The 14,265-nt window shown below is 60.5% G+C and carries 12 protein-coding genes; 9 read left to right on the forward strand and 3 right to left on the reverse strand.

Annotated elements, in window-relative coordinates; genetic code table 11:
- Positions 1-28: 28 nt before the first annotated feature.
- Positions 29-1,033 (reverse strand): TMAO reductase system periplasmic protein TorT, encoded by a 1,005-nt coding sequence (gene torT / locus ACR3ES_RS07140; protein ID WP_480425110.1) that lies wholly within the window; start codon positions 1,031-1,033, stop codon positions 29-31.
- Between torT and ACR3ES_RS07145 the strand changes: the two genes are divergently transcribed.
- On the forward strand, positions 1,020-3,791 hold the full coding sequence (locus ACR3ES_RS07145; RefSeq protein ID WP_480425111.1) for an ATP-binding protein: 2,772 nt from the start codon (positions 1,020-1,022) through the stop codon (positions 3,789-3,791). The two genes, torT and ACR3ES_RS07145, sit on opposite strands and share 14 nt — an antisense overlap.
- On the opposite strand, the gene ACR3ES_RS07150 is transcribed toward ACR3ES_RS07145, so the two are convergent.
- On the reverse strand, positions 3,764-4,468 hold the full coding sequence (locus ACR3ES_RS07150) for a response regulator (protein ID WP_170428561.1): 705 nt from the start codon (positions 4,466-4,468) through the stop codon (positions 3,764-3,766). The two genes, ACR3ES_RS07145 and ACR3ES_RS07150, sit on opposite strands and share 28 nt — an antisense overlap.
- A 116-nt stretch (positions 4,469-4,584) precedes the next feature.
- On the opposite strand from ACR3ES_RS07150, the gene ACR3ES_RS07155 reads away from it, so the two are divergent.
- From ACR3ES_RS07155 to ACR3ES_RS07180, 6 genes are all read left to right on the forward strand, one after another.
- Positions 4,585-7,257 carry a molybdopterin-dependent oxidoreductase gene (locus ACR3ES_RS07155; protein WP_170428564.1) on the forward strand — a complete coding sequence of 891 codons (2,673 nt, stop codon included), beginning with the start codon at positions 4,585-4,587 and terminating at the stop codon, positions 7,255-7,257.
- Between the two features lie 136 nt (positions 7,258-7,393).
- Positions 7,394-8,602 carry a molybdopterin molybdotransferase MoeA gene (locus ACR3ES_RS07160; RefSeq protein ID WP_480425113.1) on the forward strand — a complete coding sequence of 403 codons (1,209 nt, stop codon included), beginning with the start codon at positions 7,394-7,396 and terminating at the stop codon, positions 8,600-8,602.
- A complete protein-coding gene (locus ACR3ES_RS07165; RefSeq protein ID WP_170428570.1) occupies positions 8,599-9,126 on the forward strand; it encodes a DUF2478 domain-containing protein in 528 nt (175 codons plus the stop codon). Before ACR3ES_RS07160 ends, ACR3ES_RS07165 begins: the two co-directional genes overlap by 4 nt.
- Complete coding sequence (moaA, locus tag ACR3ES_RS07170; RefSeq protein ID WP_170428573.1) at positions 9,116-10,123, forward strand: GTP 3',8-cyclase MoaA; 1,008 nt, start codon at positions 9,116-9,118, stop codon at positions 10,121-10,123. The genes ACR3ES_RS07165 and moaA overlap by 11 nt, the downstream gene beginning before the upstream one ends.
- A gap of 30 nt (positions 10,124-10,153) precedes the next feature.
- Positions 10,154-10,465: a carboxymuconolactone decarboxylase family protein gene (locus tag ACR3ES_RS07175; protein ID WP_170428576.1), complete on the forward strand. Its 312-nt coding sequence runs from the start codon at positions 10,154-10,156 to the stop codon at positions 10,463-10,465.
- 276 nt (positions 10,466-10,741) lie between these two features.
- Positions 10,742-11,254 (forward strand): ferredoxin-type protein NapF, encoded by a 513-nt coding sequence (locus ACR3ES_RS07180; protein WP_170428579.1) that lies wholly within the window; start codon positions 10,742-10,744, stop codon positions 11,252-11,254.
- 409 nt (positions 11,255-11,663) lie between these two features.
- On the opposite strand, the gene ACR3ES_RS07185 is transcribed toward ACR3ES_RS07180, so the two are convergent.
- The gene (locus tag ACR3ES_RS07185) at positions 11,664-12,683 is read right to left on the reverse strand and encodes a LacI family DNA-binding transcriptional regulator (RefSeq protein WP_170428582.1); all 1,020 of its coding nucleotides are present in this window, start codon (positions 12,681-12,683) and stop codon (positions 11,664-11,666) included.
- A 137-nt stretch (positions 12,684-12,820) separates the two neighbouring features.
- Here ACR3ES_RS07185 and ACR3ES_RS07190 point away from each other — a divergent pair, with 137 nt between their 5' ends.
- Positions 12,821-13,006 (forward strand): hypothetical protein, encoded by a 186-nt coding sequence (locus tag ACR3ES_RS07190; protein WP_170428586.1) that lies wholly within the window; start codon positions 12,821-12,823, stop codon positions 13,004-13,006.
- 24 nt (positions 13,007-13,030) lie between these two features.
- A complete protein-coding gene (locus ACR3ES_RS07195) occupies positions 13,031-14,176 on the forward strand; it encodes a TRAP transporter substrate-binding protein (protein ID WP_170428588.1) in 1,146 nt (381 codons plus the stop codon).
- Positions 14,177-14,265: the final 89 nt, after the last annotated feature.

Below are 14,265 nucleotides of genomic sequence, written 5' to 3' on the forward strand. Positions count from 1 at the left end.
TGCAACCGGTTGCAATAGGTTGGTGCATCTACCGGATGTTCGGAAAGTAATCGGCGGGTGACAAGCGGACCCGGCCAAGCCCCTGATCCGCCGAAGTCAACAGCACGATATCTGGCCCGATGGGTGTCTCGGGGTCGATGGGTACTTCCACTGAAACCGCTTGCCGGATTGCCATGATGCCCTGCAGGGCCGGGTCGTCAAAAGAGGCGGCCAACACCGTGCCGTTCATCAGCCCCCGCATGATCGTGTGGCTGATATAGGTCGAGACCAGCATTGGCCGTGGATGATCGGGGTGCGAGGCGTACAGACCCATCGCCGCCTCGACCGCCGGTGCGCTGCCGATCAGATAGTCGGCATCGGGATAACGCTCCAGCGCGGCCTCGACTTGCTCCAGTTGTTGCCTGAGGCCGGTATCCGAACCAAACACCTCACTTACTTTCACCGCGCTGCCCTGCAGCCCGTCCAGCAAACCGTCCTCAAGCGGACCGGTCCAGCCCGCCGCGCTGGGGCCGGATATGAAGACGACGCTTTGGGGCTTTGTTCCTGCCGGGTGCAAACTGGCCAGATGGCGCCCGACGGCGTATCCCATATCCTGCCAGTCGACGCCCGTACGACCGCTGAGTGCCTCAGCGTGCAACTCATTGACCAGCCCAAACACCGGAATGTCCCGTGCAGCGCGGTCGATGGCCCGCATCAGGTCGGGATGATCCGATGTAACGGCGCCGATCAGGATTGCGGCGACATTGTCCCGGGCGCAAGCGTCGAGTTGTGAGATTTGCTCGGTCCTAGCACGATATCCACCGGCTTCGAAAAAGCGAAGCTTGACATCCTGAACCGCCGCTTCCTGTTCCAGACCGTACCCAACGCTCAGCCAGTACTCATCCTTGAAATGCGGCACCAGCACGCAGAATGTCCGCGCTGGATCGGCAAGTACGGGCGCAGCCCAGGGTGCGACACAAAGCGTAAGCGCCAAGATTGTGCGGGACGACGCGGCCCCGTAGTGTCCGGCTATGCGGCGAATGAGTTTTGACACGCGGTTGATCCGGATCCTGTCGGCGATGGCGGCGATCGCTCTTATGGTGGGTGTGGCGGCCATTGGCGTCAACCGCTATCTGGCGCGTACGCATTCCGAACTGATCCAGACGCATCTGCCGGCGATGCAACTGGCAAGCCGTATTGGCGCATCGGTCGAGATTGTTGGAACGCTTGCTGCCGCATTTGTGCAGGCGGATTCGAATGAGGACCTGGACAGGATTACCCGGGCGCTGACAGCGACGGTCACAAACATCGAAACGGGGTCACAAGAGCTGGCCGAGATCAGCCCGGTGCAGCTGGACGTCACCGGCGAGTCACAGGCCGGTGTCATTGTCGCGCGGATGGCAGAGAACGGGCATGCGGACCTGCGGCTGGGTGGTCGTGTCTTTAACGGGGCGCTTGAGGTCGCAGCGGCCGGGACCCGGCTGGATGCCGTGGTCGAGGCGGAAATCGATCTGGCCCGTCTTCGGATCACTGCTGGCATTATGGGGTTGTATTCCGCCCCGGGTGCCGATCCCCGCGCGGCGTTAGACACATTGGCCGATCGCCATTTCTTTGCCTTCGAACGGTTGACGGAACTGGCGCGGATGGTCGATTCAATCCGTTTGCTGATGCAGCAGGTTCCCGATGCCGCTGCAGCCCGAGAGACCGAACGCATTCGATCTGACGTGACCGCCAATCTCGTTTTAGCAGAACGCCGTGTCGCCTATATGCCGTCCTTCGCGGCGCGTGAAGAGGCGCAGGAGTTGTTGCAAGAGTACCGCAATGCGCTGACCGCCGAGGGGCTGATTGGTCTACAGGATGAACGGATCATGCTACAGGCTGCGATAGCGGATGACAGCGAGCAGCTGCGGGATGTCATCGCAACCCTGTCGGAGCAGGCAAGACAGACCCGTGACGCCGTTCAGGCCGAGGGGTTAGCCCAGATCGCCACGGCCGAGCGCCGGTCTTTGCTGATAACGTCTGCTCTGGTTGGTGTTGTTGCGATCGCGGTGTTGGCGGGTGCGATCCTTTGGGTTTATGCCCGCCGCCAGCTGGTCGAGCGTTTGGGGATCTTGTTGCGCCGCATCGTTGCGGTTGCCGGGGGCGATGCCGGTGCCCCTTTGCCGATCAGCGGCCACGATGAGATCGGGCGGATGGAAAAGGCCCTGAATATCTTGCGTCGCCGGTCGATGGAGGCATCCCGCCTGCGTGAACATCTGGAAGAGGCAGTCATTGCGCGGACCGGAGACGTGGTGGCCGAGATGAAAGCGTCCGATCTGGCCCGTGCGGACGCCGAAGCGGCCAACCGTAGCAAAACCGAATTTCTGGCCAGGATGAGCCATGAAATCCGAACGCCGCTCAACGGCATCATAGGGATGTTATCGCTGCTGCGGACCGAGGTGACGGATTCCGGGCGCCGCGAACGTGTCGGGACGGCGCTCAAATCCGCGCGGGAATTGCTGGATATCACAAATGACATTCTTGAATACGCGGGCAATTCGGATCAGGCAAACCGTGGCAATCCTGTACACTTCCCGCTGCGTGACCTGGTGGGCCAGATGGGACATTACTTGCAGTCGCTGGCTAAAGCGAAGGGGCTGGAGCCGGTTGTTGACTTGGTGGAACCTGCGCCAGTTGTTTTGTATGGGGATGTTGTCAAGGTCCGGCAGATCGTCAGCAACCTGATTTCCAATGCGGTGAAATATACAAAGCGTGGAATGGTCACGCTGTCGGTGGATCACGCGGTCTCTGACGAGGCGGACGGGCTGGTGGTGAGCTTCTCGGTGTCGGATACCGGCGTCGGGATGTCTGCAGACACGATTGCGCATGCATTCGACGCCTATACCCGAACAGCAGACGCGCGACGATCCGGGGTCGAAGGGCTTGGTCTGGGTCTTGCGATCTCGCGCAATCTGACCGAAGCGCTGGGCGGTGCGCTGTCAGTCGAGAGCGAGCCCGGGGTGGGCAGCCGGTTCACCCTGACCGTGCCCCTCGGAATCGGGGATCCGGCGCTGGTTGCCGAGGAGGATGCAGACGCGCCGGCGGGTGATTTCAACCGCGATGTGTTGGTGATTGACGACCATGCGGTCAATCGAATGGTCGCGCGCGGGTATCTGGAACGCATGGGATGCGCTGTGGTCGAGGCAGACACCGGCAAGGCGGCGCTTGCGGCTGCGGCGGGCCGCACGTTCGACCTGATCCTGATCGATCTCGATCTGCCCGACATGCGGGGGGAAGACGTCGCCGCGCAGCTGGCGTCCTGCGGTCATGCCCCGCAGCTTGTCGCTCTGACAGCGCATCTTATCGAAGATACGCCTGAGACCCGAGCCCACCTGGGCGTTGCGCGTATCCTGTCAAAACCGATCTCGCCGAGGGCACTGACCGACGTTCTCGAGGCTTTGCCTGGCCCGGATCTGTCCCCTGAGGCCGCTGCTGTGCTGGACAGCCTGTCGAGCGATATCAGCGATCTTGGTCCTGAAACGACGGCGAAGATCGTGCAGGAGTTTTTAAGCGATCTGCCACAGTCCGTTGCAGCGATTTCGGCCGCACCGCATGACATGCGGCGTAAAGCGGCACATCGGCTCAAGGGCGCAGCCTCAAATTTTGGGCTGGATCAGCTGTGCGCCGTTCTGGCCAGCGTTGAGACTGCCCGCGAGGGGGCCGAGCAGGACCTGCTGTTGCAGATGCAGGAGCATGCCATCCAGGCGGCATCGGTTCTGGTTTTGGCAGCCACGCAGGCGGGCCTTCAGGTCAGCGCCGGATCGACGAAATGATAGCCCTGTCCGTGATCCGTCAGAATCCACTGCGGATCGGTCGGATCGTGTTCCAGTTTTCGCCGCAGTCGCCCGACGATCACGTCCATCATACGGTCGTTTGAGCGGTGCGGCGGACGGCCAATCATCTCGGATAGTCGGGACCGGCTGAGCGTCTGCCCCGGATGGTTGGCAAGCGCCGCCAGGACGTCGAATTCCTGTTTCGTCAGCGGTTCCGTTCGCGCGGCTGACACCAGCCGCCGCCGAATACGGTCAAAACACCAGGGACCAAATGTTTCCACCGGCGGGGGACCCTGCGGCGCTTGCCCGATATCTGCAATCCGCGCCAGTAGGTTCTTGACACGTGCGGCCAGCTCGCGCTTGTCGAATGGCTTGGTCACATAGTCGTCGGCCCCCATTTCCAGCCCGACAATCTTGTCGACCTGATCGTCGCGTGATGTCAGCAGGATGATCCCCACCCGTGAGGCCGCACGCTGCTCGCGCGTGATGGTCAGCCCGTCTTTGCCATCGAGATTGATATCGACCAGCAACAACTCTGGCGGGTCCATGTTGATGATGGACTGCATCTCGTCGGCGTTTTCCGCCTCGCTGATGCGGTGGCCCTGTTCGCGCAGGTACGCGGCAAGCCGCATCCGGGTGGTCCGGTCATCTTCGACAATCAGGATGTGCTGCGCCATGCCGTTTTGTTTACATATCTTTACAATTTCGAACAAGACCGTTTGCGCGCCGTCAAAGTGTGTCTGCGTTCTGGGGTCTAACCTTTCATCAGCCAATTCAGCCACAGGAGGCTCTCATGTCGTTCAACCGACCAACCCGCCGCGCGTTTCTGCAAGGAGGGGCCGCCGCATTCGGCGCTGCCAACTTGATGGGGACAACCGCGCTTGCCGCGCTGGATCCGAATTCCTTTACAAACCGCACATTCCACGCGACCCATTTCGGCCCGTTCCAGGCCGTGGTGCGGGATGGCAAACTGGTCGGTCTGCACACGGTCAAGGAACTGGATGCTCGCCCCACCGAGTTGCTCAGCTACGGTGTGGTAGACCGCACCTACGACAAATCCCGCATCAACTATCCGATGGTGCGCAAATCTTATCTGGAGGGCTGGGAAACCGGTGACATCAAGCCCGAACTTCGGGGTAAGGAAGAATATGTCCAGGTTGATTGGGACACCGTCTGGGGTCTCACCGCCAAAGCGCTTTTGGACACAGCAACGAACCATGGCAACCAAGCCATCTTCAGTTCGTCTTACGGCGGCTGGTCGAATGCTGGCGCATTCCGGCCTAATGTTTTGCAGGGCCGGTTGATGAACCTGATGGGCGGCTGCACCATTACCTCGGGCGACTGGTCGGCCGGTGCGTCTCAGGTTTCCCTACCGCATATCATCGGCGACATGGAGGTCTATTCGGCGCAATCCGCCTGGGAAACCGTGCGCGACAATACCGAGGTATTCGTCATGGTGGGATGCGACCCCATCAAGAACAACCGGGTCGAGTTCCGCGTGGCGGATCACGGCATGTACGCGCATTGGGAAGCCATTCGCGATGCGGGCATCCGGTTCTTTTCCATCAACCCGCAGCGGACCGCTTCGGACGACTATCTGAACGCGGAATGGGTGAAAATCGTTCCCAACACCGATGTCGCGCTGTTCTGCGCCATGGCGTATCACGTGCTGGATCAGGGCCTCGAAGACCGCGCCTATATGGACAAATATACTGTCGGCGCGGACAAGTGGATCGCCTATGTGAAAGGCGAAGACGACGGTGTGCCGAAAACACCCGCCTGGGCTTCGGAAATCACCGGCATGGACGCAGCCAAGATCGTCGAACTGGCCGAACTGTTTGCCACATCGCGCACCGAAATTGCCGGGGCATGGGCCCTGCAACGCGCCCAGCATGGCGAAATGACCCACTGGGCCATCATCAATTTCGCCGCACTGACCGGAAAGATCGGCAAACCGGGGCAGGGCGTCGGTTTCAGCTGGCACTATGGCAACGGCGGTATGCCGGTCTCTGGCAAGTCCATTCCTGCCGGACTGTCGCAAGGGCGCAACTGGGTCAAGGGTGTCTGCCCGGCCGGACGCATCACCGAGATGCTGGAAAATCCTGGCAAAGAGGTCTTTTACAACGGCAACAGCCATATCTATCCGGACGTGAAGGTGATCTTCAACGCGGGCAACAACTTCATGTCGCACCAGCAGGACACCAACCGGCTGATCCGTGCGCTTGAAACGGTCGAGACCATCGTCAGCGTTGACGTCTGGTGGACGGCGGCCACACGCTGGGCCGATATCGTAATGCCGGCGGCCTCGACGCTGGAACAGGATGACATCACCTCGGGCGGCACCTATTCCAACGACCGGGTCTATGCGATGAAGAAGGTGATTGAACCCGTTGGGGACAGTCTGCCGGATTATGAGATTTTCGAAGGTCTGGCCGACAAGCTGGGTCTGTGGGCGCAGTTCACGGATAGTGAAGACAAGATGTATCACATCCGTCAGGCTTACGCGCGCTCCAGCGCGGCCGAGCACACCTCGTTCGAGGATTTCTGGGAAAAAGGCTTTGCCCGCATGGAAGTCCCTGACGAGGCCCGCCAATGGACACGTCACGGTGCGTTTTTTGAGGACCCCGAGGCGAACCCGCTGCACACCACCTCGGGCAAGATCGAAATGTTCTGCGAGGATTTCGCCGAGTTGGAGATTGAGGATTGCCCCGCCATGCCCATCTGGATGGAGAAGCATGAATATCTGGGCAACGCCAATGAAGGCCAGTTGCACGTTGTTTCGCCGCACCCCTGGTTCCGCCTGCACAGCCAGATGGACCAGTCGGAGACCTTGCGAAACCTTTACAAGGTTCAGGGCCGCGAACCGGTCCGGATCAACACCGAAGACGCCGCATCGCGCGGTATCGCGGATGGGGATCTGGTCGAGCTCTACAACGACCGCGGCACGGTCATTGCCGGCGCAGTGGTCTCGGATGACATCATGAAAGGCGTGGTTTCGATCTACGAAGGCGCATGGCCATCGCTGGATAGCAAGGGCCGCTGCAACTCGGGACTGGTGAACTTCATCACATCCACGCAGCGTTCGTCCGGCCTGTCCGAGGCGAATACGGCGAACACCGTGCTGTGCTCGCTGCGCAAATGCGAGGATCCCGAGGGTCCGAACCTGGCCTACGAGAAACCGCCGATCATCGAAGACATGGAGATCGCTGCAATCGATGATGACAAGCTTGGCCTTGAGCGGCTCGAAGCGCTGACCGCAAGCCTTTATGCAGATATGGGGCCGGGCGAAAAGATCTACTTCGAGCGCTGCACCGTCTGTCATGCCCCACGCGAGGTGACACATTTCACGCAGCAGCAGTGGAGGGGCATTACCCCGTCGATGTTCCCGCGGGCTGGCTTGGAAGAAGACGAGGCCGCGTTGGTCATGGACTATCTAATGAAGAACGCCGCCGACGCCGCCAACTGAGCGGGGCGTCCGATGGGCAGGGGGCCGGTCACCGGCCCCCTTACTCTCAAGCAAATTCAGGAGGGCCTAGCCGATGCAAATCTCCCGTGTCGCCGAAAGATGTGGTTGTGACAGCGTATCGCGGTCAACCGATCTGATGAGCGTTACCGACGCGGTGGACTGCGCGCTGGCGCAGGTCAGGCCGATATTCGAGACTGAGAGTGTCGACCTGACCTGTGTCGCCGGGCGGACCAGTGCACAGGCGGTTGCCGCCCCAACCGCCATGCCCTTTTTCGACAACTCCGCGATGGACGGGTTTGCGGTTCGCAGCGCCGATCTGGACCGGCGCTGCTGCTTGCCGGTTACGGGCACGATAGCGGCGGGGGATGCGCCGCGCGCCCTGCCGGCAGGTGCAGCCATGCGCATCTATACCGGAGCGCCACTGCCCGCGGGGGCGGATGCCGTTGCGATGTCCGAGGTCTGTATCGACAAATCCCATAAGGTCCATTTCGAACGGAAACCGGCCCCGGGCGAGAACATCCGCCGCGCAGGCAGTGATCAGAAGGCCGGTCAGGACCTGATCACCGCAGGCACGCGCCTAGCGGCCCATCATGTCGGCCTTTTGGCGGCCAACGGCATCACGCATATTTGTGTGGTGCGCCGTCCGCGGGTCGCGATCCTTTCAACCGGCAATGAACTGTGTGACGGAACGCGCCATCCGGGGCAAATCCACGACGCGAATCGTCCGATGCTGGCGGCGCTGTCCCGTCAGGCGGGCGCGGAAGTACTGGACTTCGGCATTCTACCCGATGATCCACAGGCTTCGTCACGCGCCTTTGCCGGACTGGTGGGCAAGGCCGACTTGATACTGACCTCGGGGGCAGTGTCGATGGGGGGCAAAGACCATATCCGCGACGCCCTGCGCGCCGCCGGGGGTGAAATCAGCGGCTGGCGTGTGGCGCTGAAACCCGGCAAGCCGGTGATGTTCGGACGCCTGGGTCAGTCGGCGGTCACCGGCCTGCCTGGAAACCCGTTTGCGGTTCACGTTGGGTTCCACTTGTTTGTTCTGCCGCAGCTTGACCGTCTGCTGGGCAGGCCGCGATCTGGTTTTGCCCCGGTTCCCGCGATCGCCGGATTTGACTGGATTCGCAAACCGGGCCGCGCCGAGGTCTTTCCTGTGCGCCTGATCGCTTATGACGCAAACGGTGCGCCGGTGTTGCAGCGACTCGGCCAGAGCGTTTCGGCGACTCTGTTGCCTGTCACCACTGCCGACGGGCTGGCCGTCGTCCCGGCGGATGCCGACCACATCAGATCGGGCATGCCGCTGGTCTGGCATCCTTTCTGTCAAACAGGAGACGTGGGATGAGCGCCTTTCCAATAGCCGCAATCTACCTTGAAAAAGGCGATATCGACGGGTTTCTGGGCGATGTCGCCGACACGTTACGGGCGGACGGTTTACGTGTGTATGGCGCCTTGCAGAGCCGGGGCGCTCTGGTCGGGGAGTGCCATTGCGCCGATATGGACCTGACGACAATCGGGTCGAACCGGGTGTTTCGCATTTCGCAACCTCTGGGGGCCGGATCGCACGGGTGCCGCCTGCACCCCGGCGCGCTGGCGGAGTGCTCGACTTTCATCGAGCGCGAAATGGAGCAGGGTGCCGACCTGCTTATCCTCAACCGCTTCGGTCGCGGGGAAAGCGAAGGACGGGGGTTTCGGGACCTGATCGCCAAGGCCTTGGAATCAGAAGTCCCAATCCTGACCGCCGTGCGCCCGACCTACGGGCACGCGCTGGCTGCATTTGGTGCGGACCTGGCCTGTTACCTTCCGATGCAGCGCGATGCGGTGTTCACATGGTTTGCCGCGCAGATGGAGGACCCACATGCTGCTTGATACCACCTCCGCTCCACTGGTGGACCGGTTCGGTCGTGCGATCAGCTATCTGCGTCTGTCGGTAACCGACCGGTGCGATCTGCGCTGCACCTACTGTATGGCCGAAAAGATGGTGTTCCTGCCCAAGCGCGACATTCTAAGCCTTGAGGAAATGGCGCGCCTCTGCGACATCTTTATCCGGCGCGGGGTGCGCAAGCTGCGCCTGACCGGGGGCGAACCGCTGGTGCGCCGGGATGTGATGGACCTGTTCCGTGACCTGTCCCGGCATCTGACATCCGGTACGCTGGACGAGCTGACACTGACCACCAACGGCACTCTGCTGGCGCGGTACGCGCAATCGCTTGCGGATTGTGGCGTGCGCAGGGTGAACGTCTCACTCGATACCCTCGATCCCGACAGATACCGGGCCGTCACCCGCAGGGGCGACATTCGCATGGTGCTGGCAGGTATCGATGCAGCGCTTGCGGCAGGGCTCGCGGTAAAGCTGAATGCGGTTGCCAGCAAGGGGGCGTTCGAACAGGAGGTCGATGATCTCATTCGCTTTGCCCATGGTCGCGGTATGGATCTGACGTTGATCGAAGAGATGCCGGTCGGCGACACTGGGCAGGATCGCACCGCACGTGCATTATCCCTGCGTCACCTTCAGGCCGATCTGTCATCGCGTTGGACGCTGATCCCGCAACGGCATTGTTCGGACGGTCCCGCGCGGTATGTCCGGGTTGAGCAGACCGGTGGCCGACTTGGGTTCATTTCACCGATGTCCTGCAACTTCTGTGCCCTCTGCAACCGGGTCCGCGTCAGTTGCATAGGGCAGCTCTATACCTGCATGGGCGACGAAGGGTCGGTCGACCTGCGTACGCCCCTGCGCCAGTCAGAACAGGCGACGCTGAGCGCCATTCGCGCTGCCGTCAAAGCAAAGCCCGAGCGGCATCGGTTCAATATGTCGCATATGGCGGATCCCGCAGTGATGCGCCATATGTCCGTTCTGGGCGGCTAACGTCCCATACTGCAACTGGAAGGAAACACCATGACCAAAGATCTCCCTGGCGCCGCTGGCAATCTGGCCGATAGCAACCCATCTGTCTGGTCTGCTTATGCGCAACTTGGCGAGGCAACCGCCGAAGCGGGCGCCCTGACGGCCAGAGAGCGTCGGCTGGTCAAGCTGGCACTGGCCATCGGCGCGGCCTCGGAAGGGGCCGTTCATTCGCACACGCGCCGCGCGCGCGCCGAGGGCATTTCCGAGGACGATCTGAACCAGGTTGCATTGCTGGCGATCGGACCTTTGGGCCTGCCCCGGGCGGTTGCCGCGCGCACCTGGATCGCGGATATCCAGGAGTGACGGGCCGGTTTCTTACCGTTGCCATCCAAATCCGGACACCGTCCCGTCCAAAGCACTGCGACCGGTTTCACGTGTTTTAGTGCCAAACCGAAAGAGGCATTCTTTGTCGGCGGCATGCGTGTTTGGTGCAAAACTGTCGGAATTTTTTGATTGTTTCCCCACTCTTTGGGAATTGAGTGGGGATAGCATGATCTGGATCAATTCAATTCACATTGGAAGCCATTATCAGGAGGGTGCCGAACAGCTAAGTTTCAAATAGATCAGGGTCGCAAGCGCATGAGCCAGCAGACCAACAGACGCGTTTTTCTGAGCGCCCGGATGCTTCGACAGGACCGCACGGCGATCCGACCGCCGGGTGCGGTTGAGGCTGAGTTCTTCGATCTTTGCACCGGTTGCGGCGATTGCGTCCGAGATTGTCCGGAAGGCATTCTGGAATTTGACGATGGGGGGTATCCGGTCGCGCAACTGAACGTTGGTGCCTGTACGTTTTGTGGTGTCTGCGCCCTATCGTGCAAGACTGATGCTCTTGTGATCGACCGCGTCCCGGATTGGCCGTGGCGCGCGTCTATCAAGGCGGGCGAATGCCTGTCCACAACTGGCGTCGGTTGCCGGTCCTGTCAGGATATCTGTGATCAGGGTGCTATCCGTTTCAAGTTACAGGCGGGAGGACGCGCTGAACCCGTTCTGGATAAGGACAGTTGCATCGGTTGCGGAACCTGCGCCGCCTCATGCCCCGCCGGCGCTGTCTCGTTTGATCGTTACGCCGCCCCGCAGAAGGAGGCGGTCTAGTGACGATTTGCGGCTGTCTCGTGTAAATCGAGCCGCAAAGCAGAGCCTCTGCCCCGGCTGTCATGGCGAAAACGCCCGATGCCTAAATTCACGTAGCAGCCGATGAGGGACGCTTGTCTTCGCTGTCGAAGACACGCCGGACCCTCCGGCGTCCGAGATCATCATGGATCTTCACCAGATCCCCGGCGTGATTTCATTCGAGAGCGTCTAACACCCCGGAAATGGCGATTACGAAGACGGCTTCCGCCTGTGCGTTGATCTCCCCAAGCAGCATTTCGGCTGGCGCAGTTGCACCGCGGGATCCAGCCCCCGATGTTCCTCCCATAACGTCACAAGGCTGAAGGACAGGCCCGCCGTCAGGCGGGCGTGTTTTTGCGCGTCTCCACCTCCGGTCAAAGGCAACTTAGCGTCATGTCGCCCGGGTAAGGGAGTTCCGGTTCACGATCTTGGTTTCAAGTTCAACCGAACGGCCCGGCGTGTTGTGTTCGATCATTTCGATCAGTTCGTTGGCGGCCTTGCGACCCATCTCGCGGTGTGGGACATGCACGGTGGTCAGGCCCGGCTGCACGATCCGGGCCAGCTCGATATCGTCGAACCCGGTGATCGAGATGTCATCCGGCACCCGAATGCCCATCTCTTGTGCCTGCCGCACGGCACCGACGGCCAAGACGTCATTACCGCAGAGAATGGCGGTCGGGCGGTCCGCGGTGGACACCAGGCGCGTGAACGCGACCGCGCCGTTTTCGATCTCATAGGGAGTTTCGACGATCTTTAGGGCACTGAGGGACAGGCCATGCGCCGCAAAAGCGTCTCGTATTCCTTCTATCCTGAGGCGTGCCCGATCGTTCCCGCGACAGATACCTGAAATAATCCCGACCCGCGTGTGGCCGAGTTTAATGACCTCGTCGGCCAGCGCCATCATGGCCTGTCGGTTGTCAAACCCGACCGATGGCATGCGCTGCTCCGGGGTAAAAGACCAGGCCACCAGTGCCGGGACTTTCTGCCGTTCAAGATAGTTGTAGATGCGGTCTTCGCGGTCATGGCCGATCAACAAAAGCCCATCCGCACCCCGGGCAACCAGCGTGCGGATCTGCTCCTCTTCGACTTCGGGCTGATAGGCGGAACTCGAAACCAGCAACGTGTATCCGCGCTGGTGGATTTCCTCTTGGAACGCCTGCAAACCCCGGGCAAAAATCGCGTTGTCCATGGTTGGGATGATTGCGCCAATCGTGAATGACCGTTTGGCCGCCATGACACGGGCCGCGAAGTTGGGGGTATAGCCCAACGTGTCCACAGCCGACAGAACACGTTTTCGCGTCGCCTCGACAACGCGGTCTGGATTATTGAGGCAACGCGATACCGTTGCGGTCGAGACGCCTGCCTCTTTGGCAACGTCATCCAATGTTGGCGCGGATCGAAGTTTCGGCATTTCCGAACCTGTAATTTGCTTTTGCCGATAAGTCTAATCTCAAGGGCATCCGATTAAAAGCGATTATGTAAGCGCTTGCATTTTTGATGTAAGCGCTTACAAGAGAAGCTGGAGCCGAATCCAAAGGGAGCCTCAATATGTTTCTTGCAGCATCCGCAATCGTGTTTGTCATCTATTTTGCAAACGTGGCGCTGGGTGCTTTTGCAGGCAGCGCCTTTCTTGGGGACGTAGGAGAGATGTTGGTTCTTTTCGCGGCGTCGATCCTGTTCGTTGTCGCAATTCTGAAAAAGGAGGCTGACCGTAACGCTGAAAGCGGCGGCTGAATTTTTTGCTTGGGAGGGCAATACATGAAGAACGACAGAAACGAGCTTGCGTCCGAAGAGCGCCGCAATTTTTTGAAGCTGACGGCTGGCGGATCCTTTACGGCCGCGTTGGTCGCAGGTGCCGGCGGTATGCTGTGGTCGTCCGAGGCGGCAGCTCAGACGGCTAAGGAAGAGAGTGATCGCGAGAAAGCGGCGGATCATGTCATGACGATCGCAACCGCGTATGTGCTGGGTGCATCGCGCAGCTATCCGATCATGCAGCTGGATCTGAAGGAAAACATTCAGAACGCAACCAACGGCAAGGTCTACGTCAAGCTGGCCCCGGGTGGGCAGTTGGGTGCGGGCGGATCGCTGGTGCAAAAAGTGCAGGGCGGCACCATCCAGGCGGCGCAGCATTCGCTGTCGAACTTCGCGCCGTTCGCCTCGACGGTTGACCTGATCAACATGCCATATCTTTGCGGATCCAACCAGCGGTTCACCAATCTGGTGCATTCGGACACGTGGCAGAACGAGGTTCATCCAAAGGTCGAAGCTGCCGGGTTCAAGGCCCTGTTCTACGTTGTGATCGACCCGCGTGTCGTTGCGGTCCGTCAGGGTGGCAATGCCATCATCACCCCGTCCGACATGAGTGGCATCAAGTTCCGCGTGCCGGGCTCCAAGATGCTGCAGCAGTATTACCGGATGGTTGGGGCCAACCCGACACCGGTGGCCTGGGGTGAGACGCCATCAGCGATCAAACAGGGCGTGGCGGATGCACTGGATCCGTCGGTTGGTGCCTTGTTCGTCTTCGGCTTCAAAGACATCCTGAGCCACGTGACTTTCACGCAGGCTGTCCCGGACAGTCAGGTCTATTCGTGTAACCTGGAATGGTTCAACTCGATGCCTGCAGATGTTCAGGAAGGCATCATGTGGGGTTCGGAAATGACCAGTCACCAGAACCTGTCTAAGGTTCCGTCGGCGCGGGCTTACGCCATGGCCGAACTGAACAAGGCCGGGGTCGAGTTTCACTCGCTTAGCGGCGATCAGTTGGCTGAATGGGAAGATGTCGGCGGATATCAGAACGCTGATTGGGATCCGTTCAAGACAGAACTGGCCGGCTCCATGGAAGCTTTCGACAAACTGGTCGAAGCAGCCGGAACGCAGGGCAAATATTACGTCCACGACGCGTAAAGCCACTCGAACGGGTGTGCAAAGCGCACCCGTTCCCCTCACGACCCGCAGTACTGAGCGGCGGTCTTTTCCGACCGGTTTGCCCCGTG

The sequence above is a fragment of the Ruegeria sp. B1 genome, assembly GCF_056535885.1.